This window comes from Aeromonas sp. ASNIH2, assembly GCF_002934795.1.
Classification (GTDB): domain Bacteria; phylum Pseudomonadota; class Gammaproteobacteria; order Enterobacterales; family Aeromonadaceae; genus Aeromonas; species Aeromonas caviae.
Map to the genome: position 1 here is coordinate 3,877,213 of NZ_CP026406.1, position 20,779 is coordinate 3,897,991.

At 64.2% G+C, this 20,779-nt stretch carries 16 protein-coding genes; 10 read left to right on the forward strand and 6 right to left on the reverse strand.

Translation table 11 applies throughout. The features are described 5' to 3' along the window. Nucleotides 1-304 precede the first annotated feature (304 nt). The 3 genes from folE (at nucleotide 305) to C3F36_RS18705 (ending at nucleotide 5,197) form a co-directional block, all read left to right on the forward strand. On the forward strand, nucleotides 305-961 hold the full coding sequence (folE, locus tag C3F36_RS18695) for a GTP cyclohydrolase I FolE (RefSeq protein ID WP_010674171.1): 657 nt from the start codon (nucleotides 305-307) through the stop codon (nucleotides 959-961). Nucleotides 962-1,212: 251 nt separating this feature from the next. Then, the gene (locus C3F36_RS18700) at nucleotides 1,213-2,862 is read left to right on the forward strand and encodes a methyl-accepting chemotaxis protein (protein WP_104455664.1); all 1,650 of its coding nucleotides are present in this window, start codon (nucleotides 1,213-1,215) and stop codon (nucleotides 2,860-2,862) included. 247 nt (nucleotides 2,863-3,109) lie between these two features. Next, a complete protein-coding gene (locus C3F36_RS18705; protein WP_104455665.1) occupies nucleotides 3,110-5,197 on the forward strand; it encodes a methyl-accepting chemotaxis protein in 2,088 nt (695 codons plus the stop codon). 283 nt (nucleotides 5,198-5,480) lie between these two features. Here C3F36_RS18705 and C3F36_RS18710 read toward each other — a convergent pair whose 3' ends face one another. Continuing rightward, nucleotides 5,481-7,214 (reverse strand): formate--tetrahydrofolate ligase, encoded by a 1,734-nt coding sequence (locus C3F36_RS18710; protein ID WP_104455666.1) that lies wholly within the window; start codon nucleotides 7,212-7,214, stop codon nucleotides 5,481-5,483. Between the two features lie 66 nt (nucleotides 7,215-7,280). Between C3F36_RS18710 and C3F36_RS18715 the strand changes: the two genes are divergently transcribed. Beyond that, nucleotides 7,281-7,682: a hypothetical protein gene (locus tag C3F36_RS18715; protein WP_010674174.1), complete on the forward strand. Its 402-nt coding sequence runs from the start codon at nucleotides 7,281-7,283 to the stop codon at nucleotides 7,680-7,682. A gap of 8 nt (nucleotides 7,683-7,690) precedes the next feature. Here C3F36_RS18715 and C3F36_RS18720 read toward each other — a convergent pair whose 3' ends face one another. Further along, nucleotides 7,691-8,593, reverse strand: coding sequence for a LysR family transcriptional regulator (locus C3F36_RS18720; RefSeq protein ID WP_039038856.1), 903 nt, complete (start codon nucleotides 8,591-8,593; stop codon nucleotides 7,691-7,693). Nucleotides 8,594-8,702: 109 nt separating this feature from the next. Between C3F36_RS18720 and C3F36_RS18725 the strand changes: the two genes are divergently transcribed. The 4 genes from C3F36_RS18725 to C3F36_RS18740 all read left to right on the forward strand — a co-directional run bounded on the left by C3F36_RS18725 (nucleotide 8,703) and on the right by C3F36_RS18740 (nucleotide 11,612). Then, the gene (locus C3F36_RS18725) at nucleotides 8,703-9,263 is read left to right on the forward strand and encodes a YceI family protein (protein ID WP_104455667.1); all 561 of its coding nucleotides are present in this window, start codon (nucleotides 8,703-8,705) and stop codon (nucleotides 9,261-9,263) included. Continuing rightward, complete coding sequence (locus C3F36_RS18730; protein ID WP_104455668.1) at nucleotides 9,263-9,997, forward strand: hypothetical protein; 735 nt, start codon at nucleotides 9,263-9,265, stop codon at nucleotides 9,995-9,997. Before C3F36_RS18725 ends, C3F36_RS18730 begins: the two co-directional genes overlap by 1 nt. A gap of 185 nt (nucleotides 9,998-10,182) precedes the next feature. Further along, nucleotides 10,183-11,304, forward strand: coding sequence for an adenosylhomocysteinase (locus C3F36_RS18735; RefSeq protein WP_104455669.1), 1,122 nt, complete (start codon nucleotides 10,183-10,185; stop codon nucleotides 11,302-11,304). After that, nucleotides 11,301-11,612: a SelT/SelW/SelH family protein gene (locus C3F36_RS18740; protein ID WP_010674179.1), complete on the forward strand. Its 312-nt coding sequence runs from the start codon at nucleotides 11,301-11,303 to the stop codon at nucleotides 11,610-11,612. The genes C3F36_RS18735 and C3F36_RS18740 overlap by 4 nt, the downstream gene beginning before the upstream one ends. A 63-nt stretch (nucleotides 11,613-11,675) precedes the next feature. On the opposite strand, the gene C3F36_RS18745 is transcribed toward C3F36_RS18740, so the two are convergent. Together C3F36_RS18745 and pepT are read right to left on the reverse strand one after the other, a co-directional pair. Then, the gene (locus C3F36_RS18745) at nucleotides 11,676-13,400 is read right to left on the reverse strand and encodes a lysophospholipid acyltransferase family protein (RefSeq protein WP_104455670.1); all 1,725 of its coding nucleotides are present in this window, start codon (nucleotides 13,398-13,400) and stop codon (nucleotides 11,676-11,678) included. Between the two features lie 105 nt (nucleotides 13,401-13,505). Beyond that, nucleotides 13,506-14,732 (reverse strand): peptidase T, encoded by a 1,227-nt coding sequence (pepT, locus tag C3F36_RS18750; RefSeq protein ID WP_104455671.1) that lies wholly within the window; start codon nucleotides 14,730-14,732, stop codon nucleotides 13,506-13,508. A 1,025-nt stretch (nucleotides 14,733-15,757) separates the two neighbouring features. Between pepT and speA the strand changes: the two genes are divergently transcribed. Both speA and C3F36_RS18765 read left to right on the forward strand, forming a co-directional pair. Then, entirely contained in the window at nucleotides 15,758-17,659 is a 1,902-nt protein-coding gene (speA, locus tag C3F36_RS18760) for a biosynthetic arginine decarboxylase (RefSeq protein ID WP_041212753.1), read from the forward strand. 256 nt (nucleotides 17,660-17,915) lie between these two features. Next, entirely contained in the window at nucleotides 17,916-18,104 is a 189-nt protein-coding gene (locus C3F36_RS18765; RefSeq protein ID WP_010674183.1) for a hypothetical protein, read from the forward strand. 45 nt (nucleotides 18,105-18,149) lie between these two features. On the opposite strand, the gene C3F36_RS18770 is transcribed toward C3F36_RS18765, so the two are convergent. After that, a complete protein-coding gene (locus C3F36_RS18770; RefSeq protein ID WP_049636330.1) occupies nucleotides 18,150-18,437 on the reverse strand; it encodes a hypothetical protein in 288 nt (95 codons plus the stop codon). A 163-nt stretch (nucleotides 18,438-18,600) separates the two neighbouring features. Beyond that, nucleotides 18,601-20,709, reverse strand: coding sequence for a putative bifunctional diguanylate cyclase/phosphodiesterase (locus tag C3F36_RS18775; protein WP_233759669.1), 2,109 nt, complete (start codon nucleotides 20,707-20,709; stop codon nucleotides 18,601-18,603). Nucleotides 20,710-20,779 lie beyond the last annotated feature (70 nt).

Below are 20,779 nucleotides of genomic sequence, written 5' to 3' on the forward strand. Positions count from 1 at the left end.
AGGTGCGGTAATGGGGGGCAGATGCCCCGGTGTGATCGGATTCTGGGGCGCTATCCCGTTGAATTACCTCCTGATGGGTAACCAGGGCGAGGCTTGCGCGGGATGGCAGGTGGGGAAGAGGCGGCATGGCCGTGCGCCTTGCCCCCGAATGGGCAGGCCGGTGCGGACAAAACGGGGTGGTTTGGCATAAAGTCGGGCACCGGGCTTGAGTTAGACAGAATTATGACAATAATCGCCCTGTAAGATTGCGCCGCGGCACCATGCCGCAGGCCAGCACAGTCCCTGAGCGTGGGAGAGAAACACGATGACGAGCTTAAGCCAGGAAGCCCTGTTAGTCAGGGCGGCGCTCGAGGCCGAGGGCCTTGAGACACCTCTGGTGGCCAATGAATTGAGCGGCCAGCAGAAAAAGGAAAAAATCGAAGGTCATATGCGCGCCATCATGGAGACGCTGGGACTGGATCTGGCCGACGACAGTCTGGCCGAGACCCCGCACCGCATTGCCAAGATGTACGTGAACGAGATCTTCTCCGGCCTCGACTATGCCACCTTCCCCAAGGTGACGGTGATCGAGAACAAGATGAAGGTGGACGAGATGATCATGGTGCGGGACATCAGCCTCACCAGCACCTGCGAGCACCACTTCGTCACCATAGACGGCTTTGCCCACGTAGCCTACATTCCCCGCGGCAAGGTGATTGGCCTGTCGAAGATCAACCGCATCGTGCAGTTCTTCGCCCGTCGTCCCCAGGTACAGGAGCGGCTGACCCAGCAGATCCTGCTGGCGTTGCAGACCCTGCTTGGCACCAGGGACGTGGCCATCAGCATCAAGGCGACCCACTTCTGCGTGAAGGCCCGTGGCGTGATGGACTCCACCTCCTACACCACCACTACCTCCCTGGGCGGCGTCTTCAAGACCCAGCCCGACACCCGCGCCGAGTTCCTCGGTGGTCTGAAAGGGTAGTGCTCCCGGGGCCTGTCGCCGACAGGCCCCGTCTCCTTTCCCTCACTTTTTTTGAAAAATACCTAAAGTTGTGACCGTGCCGGTCGCTATGGCTCTGTGTGTTGTCGGACGGTCTGGTTGACGCCGACACCCCCAGGCCCGCCCTTGTGCGCGCCAACAGGGACGAGATGTACTGCCAAGGAGGGTAGTGAAGGCGCAGGCCAGGCCTGCGCCCAGCAATGCCACTTGTTTTCCCCCATGCAGGACATGCCATGAACACCATGACGATAGGCAAAAAACTTACCGTCGGCTTTGCCGTACTCGGCCTGATGATGGCCTTTATCGGCGGCTTCTCGCTGTTTGAATTCAGCAAGATGAACCGCGCCGCCATCGGCTTTACCGACAGTATCCTGCCCGCCGTCGTGCGCACCAGCACCCTCGGCGAGACCATCAATGCCCTGCGCCGCTACGAACTGGATGTCTTCCTGGTGGCGGACGATGCCCAGCAGAGGGCCCGCTATCGCAACGAGAGCGAGAAGAGCCTGCAAGAGGCTGCGCGCCAGATAGTGGCCCACGATGGCACCATCTGGGCGGAGGATCGGGAGGAGCGCCGCGCCTTTGACATCGTCAAGGCGGACTGGGAGCGATATGTCGCCCTGCACCAGCGCATCCGGCAGATGCAGGACTCGGGACAGATGGCCGAAGCCCAGCACCTCTTCATGGGGGAGGGGGTTACCCTCTATACCAATCTGACCAAGTCGGTGGGTGAGCTTATCCGCATCAACCACGGCTACTCCGTGGGCTCCCGTGCCGAGGTGGTGGACGCCTTTGACAGCGCCAAACTGAGCGTGACCCTGGCCCTGGTGATCGGCCTGGCCCTGGTTGTCGCCCTCTCGGTGGTGCTGACCCGCCAGATCCGCGACCCGCTCATCATGCTGGCCCGTCAGGCCCAGCGCATCGCGAGCGGGGATCTCGGTCGGGGCGAGCTGCAGGAGTGGGTCCGCGGCAACCGCTTCAACCGCGACGAGCTGGGTCAGCTGGGGTCGGCCATCGACCGGATGCAGGGGGCACTGGCAGAGCTGGTGAGTGAAATCTCCGGCTCGGTGAGCCAGCTCAGCAGCGCGGTAGAGGAGGTGAGCGCCATCTCCGAGCAGTCCGCCAAAGGCATGGCAAGCCAGCAGGGAGAGGTCTCTCAGGTCGCCACCGCCATGAACGAGATGCAGTCCACCGTCAATGAGGTGGCTCGCAACACCACGGACGCCATGGGGGCGGCCAAGCAGGCTTCCCGCACCTCCACCCAGGGCAACCAGGTGGTGCGCAGCGCCATCGGCAGCATAGAGCAGGTCTCCCGCCAGATAGAGCAGGCCGGGAGCGTGGTGCAGCAACTGGAGACCGACAGCGCCAGCATCAGCATGGTGCTGGACGTGATTCGCGGCATCGCCGAGCAGACCAACCTGCTGGCCCTCAACGCGGCCATCGAAGCGGCCCGGGCTGGCGAGCAGGGCCGTGGCTTTGCGGTGGTGGCGGACGAGGTGCGCAGTCTGGCCCAGCGCACCCAGGCGTCCACCGCCGAGATCAGCAAGATGATCGAAGTGCTTCAGGAGCGCACCGCCGAGGCGGGCAGCGCCATGCAGCTGAGCCGTCAGCAGATGCAGGAGAGCGTGGAGCTGGCGCGGGAAGCGGGGAGCAGCATCGACAGCATCAATGGCGCCGTCACCCAGATAACCGACATGAACACCCTGATCGCCACCGCCACCGAGCAGCAGAACGCGGTCACCGAGGAGCTCAATCGCAGCATCGTCAAGATCCACACCGCCGCCGACGAGAATGCCCAGGGGGCGCAGCAGACCGCCCAGGCCTGTGTCGAGCTGAGCAAGCTGGCCAATACCCTGCACCATATGACCCAGCGCTTCACCCTCTGAGTCTTGCTGCCACCCGGCACAGCGCAGAAGGCCCCGCCAATCGGCGGGGCCTTGTTGTTTGTCATCGCCCCCCCTGTGCCCGTTTCAACCGGCCCGCCTGCCCCGTCACCTACCGGATGGGGGGATGACAGGCCGGATGTTCGAATTCGCTCACAAATCGGCGATTAATTTCATGCGGGGCCGTTTACGACCTGTTTGCGAGCCCGCATAATGCCTCTGTTTTGGCTCAAGAGACCCACCATCCGCCATGTTCCGTTCCATCAAGTATCAAGTCATGTTCTTTGCGGGTTGCATCCTGCTGACCACCGTCCTCAGCGTGGTGGGTTACAGCTATGTTTCCCTGGCCAGCATGCAGGAGAAGATCCAGCAGGAGAGCCACGATGCGGCCCACCAGCAGGCCAGGCAGTGGCTGCTGACCCTGGCGGATGGTCAGGCGAGCGAGGTGGCACGCTCCTTCGAACTGGCGCTGGATGCGGCCGAAACCCTGGCGGCACTGCTGGCGGGCAATGTCCATCAGTCCGAGCCTCTCGATCGGGACGAGGTCACGGCCCTGCTCAAGGACATCGGGGATCGCAACCCGGATTTCCTCAGCATCTACAGTGGCTGGGAGGCGGATCGTTTCGACGGTCAGGATGCGCTCCATACCGGTGATGGCCGGCATAGCCAGGCATCGGGCAACTTCGCCCCCTACTGGAGCCGCGGCCCGGCCGGTTTTGACCTCAAACCCCTGGGGGATTTCTACAGCAAGACGCCGAGCGCGACCGGGATCCGGGCCTCCGAGTGGTATCTCTGCCCGCAGGAGAGCAAGGCAAGCTGCGTCGTCGACCCCTCCGTCTACCAGGTCAACGGTCAGCCCACCCTGCTCACCTCCTTCGTGGTGCCTGTGCTGAACGGGGATCAATACCTCGGCATGGTGGGCATCGACTACTCCCTCAACTACCTGCAACGGCTGGCCGCTGACATCAGCCGACGGGTATTCGACGGGCAGGGCAGGGTGCGCATTATCAGCCCCATGGGCATCATCGCCGCCGACTCCCGCGATGGCGACGGGGTAGGGCAGCGCTTGCAGGATCCATCCTTGCTGGCCCAGTTGCAACGCGGCGAGAGGGGCAGCGACGAGCATGCCGATGGCTTGAGGGTCTTCGCACCCATCAGCCTCAACAAGGTCACACAGGCCTGGGGGATCGCCATCGAGGTGCCGGGCAGCGCCCTCTATGCCGAGTACGAGCGGATGGCGCAGGCCCGTGCCGAGGCCTTTGGCAAGGGGGTCTGGACCCAGCTGATGGTGGGCATCCTGGTGGCGGGTATAGGTCTGGTCGGACTCGCTTTCGCGGCAGGGTCCATCTCCCGGCCGGTGCAGGAGACGGCTCGCATGGTGGTGCGTCTCTCCAGCGCCGGAGGGGATCTGACCCAGCGGCTGACCCAGCACCGGCGCGATGAGACCGGGGTGCTGGCGGAGGGGATCAACCAGTTCGTCGCGACCGTGCAGGGCATAGTGACCGACACCGCCACCAGCGTGCACGAGTTGCAGCAGGCGGCGGTGAACTCGGCCAGGCAGGCCCAGCAGGGGCTGGCGAACAGCCATCACCAGCTGGAGCAGGTCGAGCTGGTGGCCACGGCCATCCATGAAATGTCATCAACCGCAGACTCCGTCTCCAGCAGCGCCCAGATCACGGCCCAGGCGGTGGATGAGACCCGTCATGCGGTGCACAAGGGTCAGCAGGTGGTGAGCGCCTCTGCCAACGGCATCCGCCAGTTGAGTGCCCAGGTCAGCGAGGTGTCGGACAGGATCACCGCCTTGCAGCAGCAGGGGGTGCAGATTGGCAGCATCCTGGATGTGATCCGGACCATCTCTGAGCAGACCAACCTGCTGGCGCTAAACGCAGCCATCGAGGCGGCACGGGCCGGTGAACATGGTCGCGGTTTCGCCGTGGTGGCCGACGAGGTGCGTACCCTGGCATCCAAGACCCGGGCCTCGACCCAGGAGATCCAGCTGATGATAGACAGGCTGCGGGATACCACGCGCGCCGCGGTCGACACCATGACAGAGGGACGCCAGTTGAGCAGCCTGGCGCTGCGTGATGCCGAGCAGGCGGTAAGCGAGCTGGCGACCATAGTGCAGGCCGCCGACCGTATCCAGGACATGGCGACCCAGATTGCGAGCGCCGCCGAGCAGCAATCCAAGGTGAGCGAGGAGATTAACCAGAACGTCAGCAACATCCACGAGCTGGCGAGCGCCTCCACCCGGGTGGCCCGGGAGCAGGATGCCCAGAGCAAGCAGATGCACGGGTTGACCGAGATGGTCATGAGCAAGCTGGGACGCTTCCACTACTGATGGCGTTCTGATACGCACAACAAGGCCCCGCCAATCGGCGGGGCCTTGTTGTTGATGGCGGGTGTGTTGATGTCAGGGTCGATTAGCGCCGCGTCATCGGCCGATGGCAGACTGCTTGCCCGATCATGTGGCGCAACCGGACTATCTCGCCGTCATCGTCGATGGCCATATGGCGCTCAGGGAGGGCAGGCTGCCAGCCTGCGCGTCAGCTCAGGCCGACAATCTCCCCGTCATCGTCGATGTCCATATGGTGTTCAGGGAGGGCAGGCTGCCAGCCTGCGCGTCAGCTCAGGCCGACGATGTCGCCGTCATCGTTGATGTCGATATGGCGATAGGCCGGCAGGCTGCCCAGGCCCGGCATGGTCATGATGGGGCCTGCCAGGGCATAGACGAAGCCTGCCCCCGCGCAGAGTTTCACCTCCTCAATGGGCACCTCGAAGTCCGTCGGCACGCCCTTCCTGGCCGGGTCATGGCTGATGGAGAGCGGCGTCTTGGCCATGCAGACGGGCAGGTGATCCTGGCCCTCTGCCGAGAGTCTGGCCAGTTGCTGGCGCGCCTTGTCCGAGAGGGTGACGCCCCGGCCACCATAGCCGCATTCCACCAGGGTGGCGAGCTTGGCGGCAAGGCTCATCTCATCGGGGTAGAGCAGCCTGACCTCACTGGGCTGCTTGCTGGCCGCCACCACGGCGTGAGCCAGATCCGCCGCACCCGCGCCACCGTCAGTGAAGGCCCGGGAGAGGGCGACCCCACAAGCACCGGCCTGGCGCGCCGCCGCCTCCAGCAGGGCCAGCTCGGCATCGCTGTCGGTGGGGAAGCGGTTGATGGCGACCACCACGGGCACCCCGTAACGGCGGGCGTTGTGAATATGCCAGGCGAGGTTGGCGCACCCCGCTGTCAGGGTGGGCAGATCTTCCCCTTGCAGGCTGGCCGGCAGCGGCTGGCCCGGCCGGATGTCGAGCAGGCCGCTGTTGGCCTTGAGGCCGCGCACCGTGGCTACCAACACCACGCAGGCGGGGGCGAGGCCGGACTGGCGATACTTGATGTTGAAGAACTTCTCCAGCCCCATGTCGGAGCCAAAACCCGCCTCGGTCACCACATAGTCGGCAAGACCCAGCGCCATGCGATCGGCGATGACGGAGGAGTTGCCGTGGGCGATGTTGGCAAAGGGGCCGGCGTGGACCAGCACAGGGGTCTGCTCCGTGGTCTGCATCAGGGTGGGTTTGAGGGCGTCTTTGAGCAGCACCGTCATGGCCCCCGCCACTTCCAGCTGCTCGGCGGTGATGGGCTTGCCGCGCAGGTCGAGGGCGAGCTGGATGCGGCCGATACGCGCGCGCAAGTCCTTGAGATCCCTGGCCAGCGCCAGAATGGCCATCAGCTCGGAGGCGGCGGTGATGACGAAGCGATCGGGGCGCTCGACACCATCGGCAGCGCCGCCCTGGCCGAGGGTGAGGTGGCGAAGCGCCCGGTCGTTCATGTCCAGGGTGCGGGGCCAGAGGATGTTGGCCGGGTCGATATCGAGCCGCGCCAGACCGGTTCTGGCGCTGAACTGGTCACCGAGTTTGCGTTCATGGAACAGGCGGGCATCCAGGGCGGCAGAGGCCAGGTTGTGGGCGGCGGTGAGGGCGTGAAAATCCCCGGTGAGGTGCAGGTTCATCTCCTCCATCGGCACCACCTGGGCCATGCCGCCCCCGGCGGCGCCCCCCTTGACCCCGAAGACGGGGCCGAGGCTCGGCTGGCGAATGGTGGCGATGCTGGGCTGGCCGATGTGGTTGAGCCCCATGGAGAGGCCGATCGTGGTGACCGTCTTGCCCTCCCCAAGGGGGGTGGGCGTGATGGCGCTTACCAGCACCAGCTTGCCGGGCTCGCGGGTGGGGGCGTGATGGAGCAGCGCGAGGTCGAGTTTGCCCTTGTAATGGCCGTGGGGGTGGAGATGGGCTGCCGCTATGCCGAGCTGTGCTGCCACCTCGGCAATGGGCAGGCGGGGGGACTGGCGGGAGATCTCGATATCGCTTAGCATCAGCACCTCGTTGGCATGTCAGGTCAAATATGCGGCGAAGTCTAGAGGAATCAACAGGGTAATCCAATGAGCAATACTATTTTATCCGGCAGTCGTGAGCCCCATCAAAGCCCCATCCTGCTGGATCTCAACGCCCTCTATCACCCGCCCAAACGGCCCCTCACCGCCCTTGGCATCGTCAGCGCCTTCATCCCGCTCTTTGGCTACGGTTGGCAGGCGATGACCCAGGATCCCGAGACCCACTTTCGCCACGAGCTCGGCAAGCGCATCAACAAGCACAAGAGCGACGAGGCGAACCTCGCCCTGATGATGCAGTTGGCGGCCATGCTGGATTGCCACTGCCTGCACGTCACCCTGCCCTATGCGCTGGGGGAGGCCGAGCTCGCCGCCTTGCGCCAGCGTCTGCCACGCTGGCAGATGAGCCAGCAGGATCACCTGCTGGTGGCCGAGCTGATGCCCACCCCCTGAGCCCGGGCTCAGGTCTCCCTGTCCCAGTAGTGGGGCGCCAGGTAGCGCTCCTGCACGAACTCGATGAAGCAGCGCACCTTGGCCGACACGAAACGGCGGTGCGGATAGAGGGCATAGAGCCCCACCTGCCCCTTCTCCCACTCCAGCAACAAGGGGACCAGCGCCCCCGAGCGCAGCGCATCCCCCACGATGAAGGTGGGCTGCAAGATGATGCCCTGGTGGTCGCAGGCGGCCCGGGTCAGGGCCACCCCGTTGTTGGCGCGAAGGGGCCCCTGGGGGCGGATGCTGTGCTCCTCCCCATCCCGTTTGAAGACCCAGTCCGGCTGGGTCAGGGTGTAGATGAGGCAGTCGTGCTGCTTGAGATCCTCCGGGGTCTTCGGCCTGCCCCGGCGGGCCAGGTAGTCGGGGCTGGCGCACACCACCATCTTCATCATGGCGAGCGGCTTGGCCACCAGGGAGGAATCCGGCAGGTTGCCGATGCGCAGCGCCAGATCGAACCCCTCCTCCACCAGGGCCACCCGCCGGTCGCTGTACTCAATCTCGAGCTTCAAGTCCGGGTAGCGCTCGCGAAACAGGGGCAGGGCGGGGGAGAGGTGCAGGTAGCCGAAATCCATGGGCACCGAGAGCTTGAGGGTGCCCTGGGGCTGCTGGTTGTTGTGGGTGAGCTGGCTGTGGGTCTCTTCCAGCTCCGCCAGCAGGGCCAGGGAGCGCTGGTAGTAGAACTGGCCCGCCTCGGTGGGGTTGACCTGGCGGGTGGTGCGCGACAACAGCCGGGTGGAGAGGGACTCCTCGAGCTGCTGCATCAGCTTGGAGGTCATGGCGACCGAGATCCCGAGCTGATGGGCGGCCTTGGTGAAGCTCTGGCACTCCACCACCTTGATGAAGGTGCGCATGGCGGCTATCTGATCCATATTCCACTCTCGGTTGATAATTATTTTAATAAATCGATGATTATCTATTCTCGATAGGAGGTTAGCATTTTGTTCACCGTTGTGAACACCCAATGAAGGAACGATCGGAATGAAAATGACCAAGGCCCTGCTGGCCTCCTGCCTGTTTATGGCGGCTCCCCTGATGGCTGCCGATTACGATGTCGATGCAGCGCACACCACAGTCCAGTTCAAGGTGGGCCACCTCGGCTTCTCCGAACTGGTCGGCCGGTTCAACACCTTCAGTGGCACCTTCAGCATGGACGACGCCAACCCGGCGGCGGCCAAGGCCAGCTTCGAAATCTATGCCGCCAGCGTGGATTCCAACCACGAGGCCCGCGACAAACACCTGCGCAGCCCCGACTTCCTGGACGTGAAGCAGTACCCCAAGATGACCTTCGTCAGCACCGGCTATGAAGGCACCAAAGACAAAGGCGTGCTCAAGGGTACCCTGACCCTGCACGGCGTCTCCAAGGACGTGGCCTTCGACCTGGTCCACATCGGCGAAGGCAAGGATCCCTGGGGCGGCTACCGCAGCGGCTTCAACGCCACCACCACCATCAAGCGCAGCGAGTTCGGCGTGAACTACATGGTGCCGAACATCCCTGACGAGATGACCATCAACCTGTTCGTTGAAGGCGTGCGCAAGTAATGGGCGCAGCACTCCTGCTTCAAACCCTGGCGGCTCCTTTAGGGGCCGCTTTGCTGTCGTGGCGCTGGCCGCGGCTGGGCTATCTGTGGGGCGCCCTGGGGATCTGGCTGGTGGGCTGCCTGCTGGGCGGTGCCTATGGCCTGCCGGTCAAGGCGTGGCAGTGGCTGCCGCTGACCCTGCTGGTGCCCGCCCTGACCCAGGGTTCCAACAAGGGGATCGCCCTCGCGCTGTTCGGGGGGCTGGGCGCCCTGGTGTGGTGGCAGGGGCTGGCCTCCGTGCTGGCGAGCGAGCCCGGGATCTGGCTGGCCCTGCTGCCCGCCATCCTCTGGTCTGGCTGGACGAGCTGGCGTGGTGACAGCGAGGAGGGGCTCGGCTTCGCCCTGGCCTTCATCTGGCTGGCGCTGGTCATCGGCATCGATGGCAGCCTGCTCATCGCCCAGCTGACGGGGGCCCTGGCCGCATTTGCCGGATTCCGTGCCCTGCTCGGCGCCTTTGCAGGGGTCAAGGTGACCCCGGCTGCCCTGGGGCTTTCACTCGCCTTCGTGCAGATGCTCGCCTGGCAGTACGTGGAAGTGCCCCTGCTGGTGCTGCTGCCGGTCTGGCTGTTGCCGCTGCTGGAACGTGCCCTGCACGGGCGCCCGGGACTCTCTCGCTGGGGGGGCTTGATCCTGGTGGCGGCCGTTGGTGCCGGAGTGAGTCTGTGGTGGGTATGGCCAGAGGCGTCACTTTACTGATTTCTGCATGAAAAACAGGCTATTACCTTAGAAATTGATGGGCTTGTCAAAGTCTGGACAGATAAAGATTGAGACCCATGGTGCTTTCGGATAAAAAGGATTTTCAATTATCTGGATACACACAGAACCCGGCTATGCCGGGTTCTGTTTGCCTGCTTTCCCGCGGCATGCTAAGGAGGCCACAGTTGCACAGTCAGGGATCTGAGCATCTGTTTTTTCGCCATTTCACCGAACAGGGATGTCTTGGGGATCTCTGCATCCTGCTGGTGACCCACCTGCTTCCCGACAGACCCGACTTCATCCAGGTGCTCGATCGGGTGGGCCGGGTCGGCGCCATCCTGCCCAAACCCAAGTCCGTGCACGGGCCGACGCTGGCCTGGGCCCAGCAGCACTACCCCGTGCTGCCCCTCAATCGCCACTGGACCTCGGATCCCGGTGAGGTGATCGCCCAGATTGCCCCTCTGGTGATGTCTCACGAGCGGCTCATCATCCTCGACATCGGCGGCTACTTTGCCAAGAGCCAGGCGGTACTGGCCGAGCACTTTGGCGCCCGCTTCATCGGGGTGGTGGAGATGACCGAGAACGGCCATCAGCGCTACGAACAGGAGTCCCTGGCGGCCCCCGTCATCTCGGTGGCCCGCAGCCCCCTCAAGCAGGCGGAAGATATCCAGATCGGCCTGAGCGTGGTCTACTCCGCGGAGTCCCTGGCGCGTACACTGAGGCGTACCTTCAATGTCTGCCAGGCCGCCCTGTTCGGCTATGGCAAGGTGGGGCGCAGCATCGCCCGGGAACTGCGCTGTCGCAACCTGCATCTGGAGCTGGTGGAGACGGATGCCCTGCGCCAGGTGGAGGCGCTCTCCCACGGCTTCAAGCTGGTGAACAAGGCCGAGGCCCTGGGCCGCGCCGAGCTGGTGATCTGCTCCACCGGCAACGGCTCCCTCGACATCACCGATATGCAGGCCCTGCGCCCCGGCGCCATGCTGGCCTCGGTCACCTCCGCCGACGACGAATTCGCCTTCAGCCTCGCCCAGCTGCCCTGGCCGAGCGAGGAGGTGTGTCCCCATGTGCTGGCCCTGACCCGGCCGGACGGCAGCACCATCTTTTTGCTCAACCGGGGGGAGGCGGTCAACTTCGTCCACGGTGCCGTCATCGGCGAATATGTCTACCTGGTGCTGGCGGAGATCATCGAAGGGGTGCACCAACTGGCCCATCAGGCATCCACCCCGGGCCTTCACGAACTGCCCCAGGCCACCATGCAGCGCATCGCTCGCCACTGGTTGACCGATTTTCACGGAGTCACCCCATGACAGACACCCATTTGCCCCTCGCGAAACCGCGCATCGAAATCCGTTACTGTACCCTCTGCCGCTGGATGCTGCGGGCCGCCTGGCTCGCCCAGGAGCTGCTCTCCACCTTCGACGGCGAACTGGGAGAGGTGGCCCTGGTGCCCGCCAGCAAGGGGGAGTTTCGCATCCTGGTGGACGGAGTGCTGGTGTGGGACAGGGTGGCCGACGAGGGCTTCCCCGAGGCCAAGGAGATCAAGCAGCGGGTGCGGGATGTCATCGCCCCGGAGCGGGATCTCGGCCATGCGGATCGCAAACCCGCAGCCGAGTAGGCGGCATCACCCATGATGTGAAAGAGGGAGGCGCAGGCCTCCCTCTTTCGTTGCGGCCCCCGGTCAACGGTCGCCAGATGTGGCCAGCGCTTCCCCGGCTGGGAGGCCGATATAGCGGGCCCGCTTGTGGGGCTTGATGCGGCTCACGTCCACCCACACCAGGCCGTCGATGCAGTGGTTGAAGTCCGGGTCGATGCCAAAGTCCATGAACTGCACGCCCCCCGGCTCGCACAGCTCGGCGTACTGCTTGTAGAGGGTGGGAATGGCGCAGCCCAGGTTGTCGAGCCCGGCCTTGAGCACCTTGAGGTCATCCCCGTAATCGCGCCCCTCGAACAGCGTCGGCGTGGTGGGATAGGGGCGGCGGGAAGGGGCGAGGGCAAGGGTGGGGGCGAAGTGCTGGCGATAGAAGCTCACCAGCAGATCCTTGGCCGCCGGCGGCAGGCTGCCGGAGAGGGTGACGGGCCCGAACAGGTAGCGGTATTGGGGATAGCGGGCCAGATAGGCCCCGATGCCGAACCAGAGGTAATCGAGCCCCCGCTTGCCCCAGTAGGCGGGCTGGATGAAGCTGCGGCCAAGCTCGATGGCCTGTTCCAGCCGGGGCAGCAGCTTCTCTTCGAAGCCGAACAGGGTGTGGCTGTAGAGGCCATCCAGCCCCTTGCTGGCCAGCCGTTCGGCCACCGGGGCGAAACGGTAGGCGCCGATGATGTCGAGGCGGGCCGGATCCCAGAGGATGAGGTGGTGATAGTCATCGTCGAAGGCATCGAGATCCCGCCGCTTGCCCGAGCCTTCCCCCACCGCCCGAAAGGCAATCTCCCGCAGGCGCCCCAGCTCACGCAGGATCACAGAGTGGCTCTGCTCGTGGCGGCGATAGAGCAGGATACGCTGGCCGTCCGGGGTCTGGCCGAGCAGCTCGCACCCGTCGATGGCCTGTTTCAGCAGGCGGCGATCCTCCGGCAGGGCGATGGGGGCCTCGGTCTGCAACCGTCCCGCCTTGCCCCGAGCGATTCGGTAGAGGTGGCCGCGCACCAGCCGGGCCGCCGTCTTGGCCGGCAGGTCCTGAAAACTGGCGAGGGGAATGCGCGCCCCTATGGTCACCGGCAGCGTCTGCCCCTGCTGGCGAAACAGCTGGCGTACCAGCAGCAGGGCGGAGGCGGGCTTGTTGAGCCAGGAGGCGAGATAGAACCAGAGGCTGTTGCGCCCTCCCAGGTGAATGGGCACCAGGGGCGTTCGGCTGCGTTGGGCCAGCTTGATGAAGCCGGCCTGCCAGGGGCCATCCTTCACCCCCTTGGGGCCGAGGCGGGAGACCTCGCCTGCGGGGAAGATAACCAGGGCCCCGTCGGCGGCGAGGTGTTCATTCATGGCGAGGATGGCCTGCCTGTCGGTCTTGCCCCCCAGGTTGTCCACCGGCAATAGCAATGGGCGCAGCGGCGCGAGCTGGGCCAGCACCTGGTTGGCCACTATCTTGACGTCGGGGCGGATGCGCCCGATGAGGCGCAGCAGGGCCAGTCCGTCCAGGGAGCCGATGGGGTGGTTGGCGACAAGAATGACCCGGCCGCTGGCGGGAATGTGCTCGAGCTCGGCCTCGCTCACCCGGTAGTCGAAGTGGAGCTCGGTGAGGGCCTGCTCGATGAAGTCCAGACCGCGCAGGTGGGGATGGCACGCGGCAAAGCGGGTGAAGGCCTCCTCGTGCAGCAACCAACTCAGCCCCTGCCTCATCAGGGGACGGAGGAGGGGCTGGCTGGCGAGGCGGGGCAGGTGCTGCTCCAACAGGGTATCGACGTCGAACATGGGCAAGGCTCCGCTGAACTTTGCCCCAGCTTGACGCCCCTGCGTGCCTTTCGTGTGTCGGTTGGGTGACGGTTTGATGACGGGGCGAGCCCCGTCCTTGCTCCCTTACTCTGCCCGCCAGGCAGAGGTGAGGCGCACCAGCGCCACCAGGGTGGCGACCGCTTTTTCCATGGATTGCAGGGGGATGAACTCGTGCTTGCCGTGGAAGTTGTGGCCGCCGGTGAACAGGTTCGGGCAGGGCAGCCCCATGAAGGAGAGCCGGGCGCCGTCGGTGCCGCCGCGAATGGGTTTGATCTTGGGCACCACGTCGGCGGCCTCCATGGCGGCTTTGGCCAGCTCGACGATGTGGGGATGGGGCGCTATCTGGCTGCGCATGTTGCGGTAGTTGTCCGCTATTTCCAGGGTGATGCGCGCCTTGGGGGCGTCCAGCTGCAGGGAGGCGACCCGCTCCTTGAGCTGGGCCTTGCGGGCGGCGAAGCAGTCATCGTCGAAGTCGCGGATGAGGTAGTGCAGGGTGGTCTCCTCCACCGTGCCCTCCATCCGGGCCAGGTGGAAGAAGCCCTCATACCCCTGAGTGCACTCCGGGGTCTGCTCGGCGGGCATGGCGGCATGGAAGCGGGCGGCCAGGGTCTGGCTGTTGATCATGCTGCCCTTGGCGGTGCCGGGGTGGACGTTGTTGCCTGTGATGCGCACCGTAGCGCTGGCGGCGTTGAAGTTCTCGCATTCGAGCTCGCCGAGTTCGCCGCCATCCACCGTGTAGGCCCACTTGGCCGGGAAGCGGTCCAGCGGGAAGCGGTCGGCACCGCGCCCTATCTCCTCGTCCGGGGTAAAGCCGACCCAGACATCGCCACGGGGGATCTCGGGGTGAGCCTGCAGGTATTCCACGGCGGTGAGGATCTCGGCGATGCCCGCCTTGTCGTCGGCCCCCAGCAGGGTGGTGCCGTCGGTGGTGATGAGATCCTGCCCCAGGTAGTTTTTCAGGAAGCGGTACTGGCGGATGGCCAGCACCTCGTCCCCTTTGCCAAGGCAGATATCGCCCCCCTGATAGTTCTCGACTATCTGGGGAACGACGCACTCGGCCTCGTAATCGGCGGTATCCATGTGGGCGATGAGCCCGATGGCGGGGGCATCCGGCTGGTTGCCCGGCAGGCAGGCGGTGAGGTAGCCATGCTCGTCCAGGGTGACCTGGCTCAGCCCCATCTGCGTCATTTCGTCGCACAGGGCCCGGGCGAAGAGGCGCTGTCCCTCGCTGCTGGGGCAGGCAGGATTGGTCGCATCGGAGCGGGTATGAAAGGTGAGGTAGTGGAGAAAGCGCGAAAGCAGGGTGTTCATGGGCAAGCCTCGGGTCACGAAAGAGGAGTCATTGTGGCCAAGACGGCGGCGCCGCTTATTGCGTCAGCGCAGTTTTTGATGACTTTGTGGGTGAGAGGAGGGCCATCGAAGCGGAGGGGCAGGGATCATTGCTCGGTAGTTTGCATAAAAATTCCAAAATAAAAACTGGTTAAGCAATTGCGAAAAAGCTGAATTTCCCCTCGGCCCAGCGCTGGCAAGGGGTGACCCAAAAAGCGTGACGTGTTGGTTATTTTCATCGCCTCGCCCACGCACTCCCATCCCCCGCCATCCCAGAGCCCGCCTTGCTGGCAGCGAGATTTTGCCCCCTGATGAAAACCCGTTTTTTAACACGATTTTTTATTGTCACTGGCTGCGGTAAGTGTGTACACTCCGCGCCGATCCGAGGGCAACCCTGCGCAGGCCGTGTCCGCCAGACCCGCAGGATCATGACGCCTATAGGGCGAGGCACGCAGAAACGACAGACACTGCTGGGGAATGGTTTCTTTAATACCGGTTAGGCTCCGGTATCAGGGAGAACAACGGACTCTCATCTTTCAGCTGACCGAGTGGGCTTCGGGCTCATCATCTCCCTTGTCATGGGCGGTCACTGGCGTTGAGCGGGTCGTAGTGGTTGTCGTCCATCAACACGATGCGTGCTGACGTCTTCCCTTCTCTTCCTTGAAACCCTCTCCTGTCCGTCGGGATGGCTGCCGAATGATGAACAAACGGCGTGGCTGATGCCGATTGTCATCAAAGTACCGCGGTACGCCGGCAAGGTGTTACCGCATACCGTTGAGCTTGATGTAAAGCCACCAGCCCCACATCAAGACTCGTTACTTCCCAAGATCCACCAGGCAGCCTTGGCTTGCCGCGATGTGCAATGAACAGGATGTGGCGGAGCATGCTCCGTTGCGGGTCCAACGTCAGCAGGCCGCTCTGGCTTGCCGCATTTTGCAATCAATGGTCTGGATGTGATTGAGGGTAACGAAGGCGGCCCACGGCCGCTCATTTGCGAGGCATAGCCCATGACTAACTGGTCCAGCAAGGACTCCTTGAAGGTCTACAACGTTCCCTACTGGGGTGCGGGTTTTTTCAATATCAATGACGCCGGTCATGTGACCGTCTCTCCCGACAAGTCTCGCCCCGAGGCTCAGATCGTGCTGTCCGAGGCCATCGAGCAACTGCGCCAGTCCGGGCTGACCACGCCGGTGTTGCTGCGTTTCCCCGACATCCTCAAGAGCCGGGTCGATGCGCTGTTCAACGCCTTCGGTCAGGCCATCGAAAAGTCAGGCTATGAAGGGGATTACCTGTGTGTTTACCCGATCAAGGTAAACCAGCAGCGCCGCGTCATCGAGACCATCAGTCAGTCCTACAGCGACAAGCCCCGGCTTGGGCTGGAAGCGGGCTCCAAGCCCGAGTTGCTGGCCGTGCTGTCCCATCATCATGAGCAAGGGTCCGTGATCGTCTGCAACGGTTACAAGGACCGCGAATACATCCGCCACGCCCTCCTGGGCAACCTGATGGGCCACAAGGTCTACATCGTGGTGGAGAAGCCCTCCGAGCTGGAAATGGTGCTCGACGAGTCAGCTCGTCTCAACATCAAGCCCAACATCGGGGTGCGCGCCCGTCTGGCGTCCACCGGCTCCGGCATGTGGGAATCGAGCGGCGGTTCCATGTCCAAGTTCGGTCTCTCCGCCTCCCAGATCCTGGCGCTGGTGGAGCGTCTGCGCAGCCTCGGCAAGCTGGATTGCCTGCAACTGCTGCACTTCCACCTGGGCTCCCAGATCGCCAACATCCGCGACATCCAGGGCGGCATCCGCGAGTGCGGCCGCTTCTACGCCGAGCTGTGCCGTCTTGGTGCCAAGGTCGAGGTGGTGGACGTGGGCGGCGGCCTGGGTGTGGACTACGAGGGCACCCGTTCCCAGAGCCACTGCTCCGCGAACTACAGCCTCTCCGAGTACGCCAACAACGTGGTCTGGGGCATCGGCGATGTGTGCCGCGAGTTCGACCTGCCGCACCCGACCATCATCAGCGAGTCCGGCCGTGCCCTGACTGCACACCACGCCGTGCTGGTAACCAACATCATTGGTGCCGAAGGGGTGGAGGTGAACGACATCAGCGCCCCGGACGAAGACGCGCCCACCATTTTGCAGAATATGTGGAAAGGGTGGCTGGACCTGCGCGGGGAAGATCCCTCCCTGCTGGAGATCTTCCACGACTCCGTGGCGGATCTCGGTGACGTCAACGCCCAGTACACCATGGGCCTCTTGAACCTGGAGCAACGCGCCTGGGCCGAGATGCTGCACCAGAACACCTGTCTGGCGCTCAAGGAGCTGCTGAACCCAGTCAACCGCAACCACCGCGCCCTGGCCGACGAGCTCTCCGAGAAACTGGCGGACAAGTGCTTTGCCAACTTCTCCCTGTTCCAGTCCCTGCCGGATGCCTGGGGTATCGGTCAGGTGTTCCCGGTGATGCCGCTGGCCGGCCTCGAGCGTCCGCTTACCCGCCGCGGCATCCTGATGGACATCACCTGCGACTCCGACGGTCAGGTGGAGCACTACGTCGACGGTCTGGGGGTGGAAAGCACTCTGCCGATGCCGGTCTACGGTGAAGACGAAGAGTGCCACGTCGGCTTCTTCCTGGTGGGTGCCTATCAGGAGATCCTGGGGGATCTGCACAACCTGTTCGGTGACACCCACTGCGCGGAAGTGTGGCTGGATGAAGAAGGCAAGATGGACATCCGCAACGTGGTGCGTGGCGACACCGTCGACCAGTTGCTGCGTTACGTCAACATCGACCCGTCCGTGATCCGCGAGAACTACCAGCGCATCGTCTCCCACCCGGCGTTGGACGACGAGACCCGCAAGGCCCTGCTCGACGAGCTGGAGCTGGGTCTGCAAGGCTACGCCTACCTGGAAGACGAATAAGCCAGCGGCTTGTTCTCCGTCGGTCAAATGACGGACATGAAAAACGGCGCCTTCGGGCGCCGTTTTTGTTGTGCTGTTGCCTGGCTGGGGCCGGTTGGGGGGCTCGGTCACCCTGGCTGGCGGCATCCAGCCCCGGCCAGATCCGGCCACTGCCCGCTTCTACCTGTCACCTCCCTTGATCCAGGTCAAGGGGGACTTAGGTCCCTTATTTTACGGTCAAGGGTGATGTTGGTGAATGACACATAAGGATGTGCGTATGGAACTCAAGAGGGACCCGAGATGCTATACCGACGTCTGTATCGACGGTAAGTGGTATCACTACGATCACTGCAGCACTCACGTTTATATGCTGATGGGTGGCGCCGCCCCCAGCCTGCAGCTTGCCCATGAACCCGGCAGCGAAGAGGAGCTGGTGGAGATGCTCCGCCAGCACCCCCAACGCTGACTGCCCGCGGGCCATCGGGGGTATCGTCCCGGCGGCCCGCCTTGCTCAGCCCGCCTTGCGGCCCAGGATCTTATTGCCCATCTCCAGCAAGGCCGTTGCCGCCGCATAGGCCTCGTCTGACTTGCCTATCTCGTCCGCTACGTAGAGAAAGCCGGATCTGTACTTCTCCACCGCCTCGCGGGGAGTGGCCGCGTCGATGAAATCCTCTTCCACCTCGAACCCTTGTGTCAGCAGCGCCTCCTTCTCCGTGAGGAAGGTGGGGGAGGCCATGTCGACATAGGTATATTGCTGACGGCGGGAGGCGGGGACGCTGAAGAACTGGTATCTGGCCATGGATGTGGCTCCTCTGAACGGGTGATCTGCCATGGGGGCGCTCGATGCGCCCGGCAAGATAAAGGGGCATTCGAGTCTTGCAGCAGACTACCTTGAGTCGTGAAGGGACGCAATCGGGCTGGTGATGACCCTGGCGACATGGGCGCAGCGCCTCACCTGCTTGTCAGACAAGCACATCTTCCAGCACCTGTTGGGGAGTCTCGGGAGCGCAGTGGACAAGCAGTTGCTCCCCGGTCATGGGGCGCCCGAGCAGGTAGCCCTGCAAGGTGTCGCAGCCCAGCTCGGTCAGCAGGTCCCGCTGCTCCGGGGTTTCCACCCCCTCTGCCACGATGCGCATCTCCAGGGCCTGACCCAGGGCGATGATGGCGGCGATGATGGTGGCATCGTCGCCTCCCCGCTCCAGGGTGGTGACAAAGCCCCGGTCAATCTTGAGCTCGTTGGCGGGGAAGCGCTTGAGGTAGAGCAGGCTGGAGTAGCCGGTGCCGAAGTCGTCGATGGAGATGCCAAGGCCGAGCTCGGCCAGACGGTTGAGGATGGCGAGGCTCTCCTCGGCCTTCTGCATGGCGGTGGATTCGGTGATCTCCAGGGTCAGGTGACGGGCCTCGAGCCGATGGCGGGCGAGGGCGCCCTGCACCTCCTCCAGCAGCCCGGGGCTGGCGAGCTGGATGGTGGAGAGATTGACCGCCACGCTCCAGTCGTGATGACCCGCCGCCCGCCAGGCGCTCATCTGGCGGCACGCCTCGTCGATCACCCAGTTGCCGATGGGGATGATGAGCCTGCTCTTCTCCGCCAGCGGCAGGAAGCTGGCCGGCGAGACGGCACCATGCTCCGGGTGCTGCCAGCGCAGCAGGGCCTCGGCGCCGACCACCTGGCCGCTGCGGGCACAGTATTTGGGCTGGTAGTGCAGGGCCAGCTCCCCCCGCTCCAGGGCGTGTTGCAGCTCCTTGTGCAGCAGGAACTGCTGGTGGGCGTTGGCGTTCATGGCGCTGTCGAAGTAGTAGTAGTCGTTGCGCCCCTGCTCCTTGGCGTAATACATGGCGGCATCGGCGTTGAGGGTCAGCTCGTGCAGGCTGGTGCCATCCTGGGGATAGACGGCAATGCCGATACTGGCGGTGATGTGCAGGCTGTGGTGCTCCCACTCATAGGGCTGGGCCAGGGTGGTCAGCAGCCGCTCGGCAAAGGCCGTGGTCAGGCTCACATCCCCCGGCGCCAGTGCCAGCACGAACTCGTCCCCGCCAAAGCGCGAGGCGGTGTCGCTGGTTCCGAGCAGGCCGGTGATGCGCTGGGCCACCTCGGCCAGCAGCAGATCCCCGGTGTGGTGGCCGTGGGCATCGTTGATGATCTTGAAGCCGTCGAGATCGAGAAACAGCAGGGAGAAGCTGCGCTGGCTGTGCTGACACTCCTGGATGCGCTGCTCCAGCCGGTCGGCAAACAGCAGCCGGTTGGGCAGCCGGGTCAGGCTGTCATGGAGCGCCAGCTTGAGCAGCTCGTCGTGGGCCTGATGCAGGGAGGTGGAGAGCTTGGCGGCGTGGGCATCCAGCATGGAGAGCACGAAGGCGATGGCGAACACCGCCAGGGTCACTATGATGACCACGGTTGCCAGCCACTGGGTATTGAGACCGGTGTAGAGGGCCCCGCACAGGCTCTCTGCGGGGAACTGGGCCGCCGCCATGCCGGTGTAGTGCATGCCCATGATGGCGGCCCCCATCACCAGGGAGGCGAGGGCCTTGCTGAAGAAGGCGCGGGGCGAGCTGTTGCGCAGGCGAAACCCTATCCAGAGCGCGGCACCCGAGGCGAATAGCGCGATGAGGATGGAGAGGATGAAGAGCCCAGGCAGGTAGTGGATGCCGGGCGCTATCTTCATGGCCGCCATGCCGATGTAGTGCATGGTGGCGATGCCGGCACCCATCAGTACGGCCCCGAACAGGATCTGGTGCCAGGGGAGCTGGGGACGACTCACCAGCCAGAGCGCAAAGGCCGAGGAGCCGATGGCCGCCACCAGGGAGAGACCGGTGAGGGTCAGATCGTATCCCAGCGCGATGGGCAGGTTGAAGGCGAGCATGCCGATAAAATGCATGGACCAGATGCCGAGGCCCATGGTGAAGGCTCCCCCCGCGAGCCAGAGCACGGCGGCCCGTCCCCGGCTCTGGCTCACCCGGCTGGTCATGGTCAGCGCCGTATAGGAGGCGAGCACCGCCACCAGGATGGAGAAGAACACCAGATCCTGGCTGTAATAACTGTCGAGCATGGGGTGGGTTGGGGTCACGTTCATTTACTCTGGGGTACATCAGGGCCTGAGCCTGGGCCGGGTCAGGGGAAATCGGGTGGCAGATTGTACACCA

Coding starts and splice junctions, on each gene's coding strand:
- folE (WP_010674171.1), top strand. CDS start 305: ATGACGAGCTTAAGCCAGGAAGCCCTGTTAGTCAGGGCGGCGCTCGAG.
- C3F36_RS18700 (WP_104455664.1), top strand. CDS start 1,213: ATGAACACCATGACGATAGGCAAAAAACTTACCGTCGGCTTTGCCGTA.
- C3F36_RS18705 (WP_104455665.1), top strand. CDS start 3,110: ATGTTCCGTTCCATCAAGTATCAAGTCATGTTCTTTGCGGGTTGCATC.
- C3F36_RS18710 (WP_104455666.1), bottom strand. CDS start 7,214: ATGCTAAGCGATATCGAGATCTCCCGCCAGTCCCCCCGCCTGCCCATT.
- C3F36_RS18715 (WP_010674174.1), top strand. CDS start 7,281: ATGAGCAATACTATTTTATCCGGCAGTCGTGAGCCCCATCAAAGCCCC.
- C3F36_RS18720 (WP_039038856.1), bottom strand. CDS start 8,593: ATGGATCAGATAGCCGCCATGCGCACCTTCATCAAGGTGGTGGAGTGC.
- C3F36_RS18725 (WP_104455667.1), top strand. CDS start 8,703: ATGAAAATGACCAAGGCCCTGCTGGCCTCCTGCCTGTTTATGGCGGCT.
- C3F36_RS18730 (WP_104455668.1), top strand. CDS start 9,263: ATGGGCGCAGCACTCCTGCTTCAAACCCTGGCGGCTCCTTTAGGGGCC.
- C3F36_RS18740 (WP_010674179.1), top strand. CDS start 11,301: ATGACAGACACCCATTTGCCCCTCGCGAAACCGCGCATCGAAATCCGT.
- C3F36_RS18745 (WP_104455670.1), bottom strand. CDS start 13,400: ATGTTCGACGTCGATACCCTGTTGGAGCAGCACCTGCCCCGCCTCGCC.
- pepT (WP_104455671.1), bottom strand. CDS start 14,732: ATGAACACCCTGCTTTCGCGCTTTCTCCACTACCTCACCTTTCATACC.
- speA (WP_041212753.1), top strand. CDS start 15,758: ATGACTAACTGGTCCAGCAAGGACTCCTTGAAGGTCTACAACGTTCCC.
- C3F36_RS18765 (WP_010674183.1), top strand. CDS start 17,916: ATGGAACTCAAGAGGGACCCGAGATGCTATACCGACGTCTGTATCGAC.
- C3F36_RS18770 (WP_049636330.1), bottom strand. CDS start 18,437: ATGGCCAGATACCAGTTCTTCAGCGTCCCCGCCTCCCGCCGTCAGCAA.
- C3F36_RS18775 (WP_233759669.1), bottom strand. CDS start 20,709: ATGAACGTGACCCCAACCCACCCCATGCTCGACAGTTATTACAGCCAG.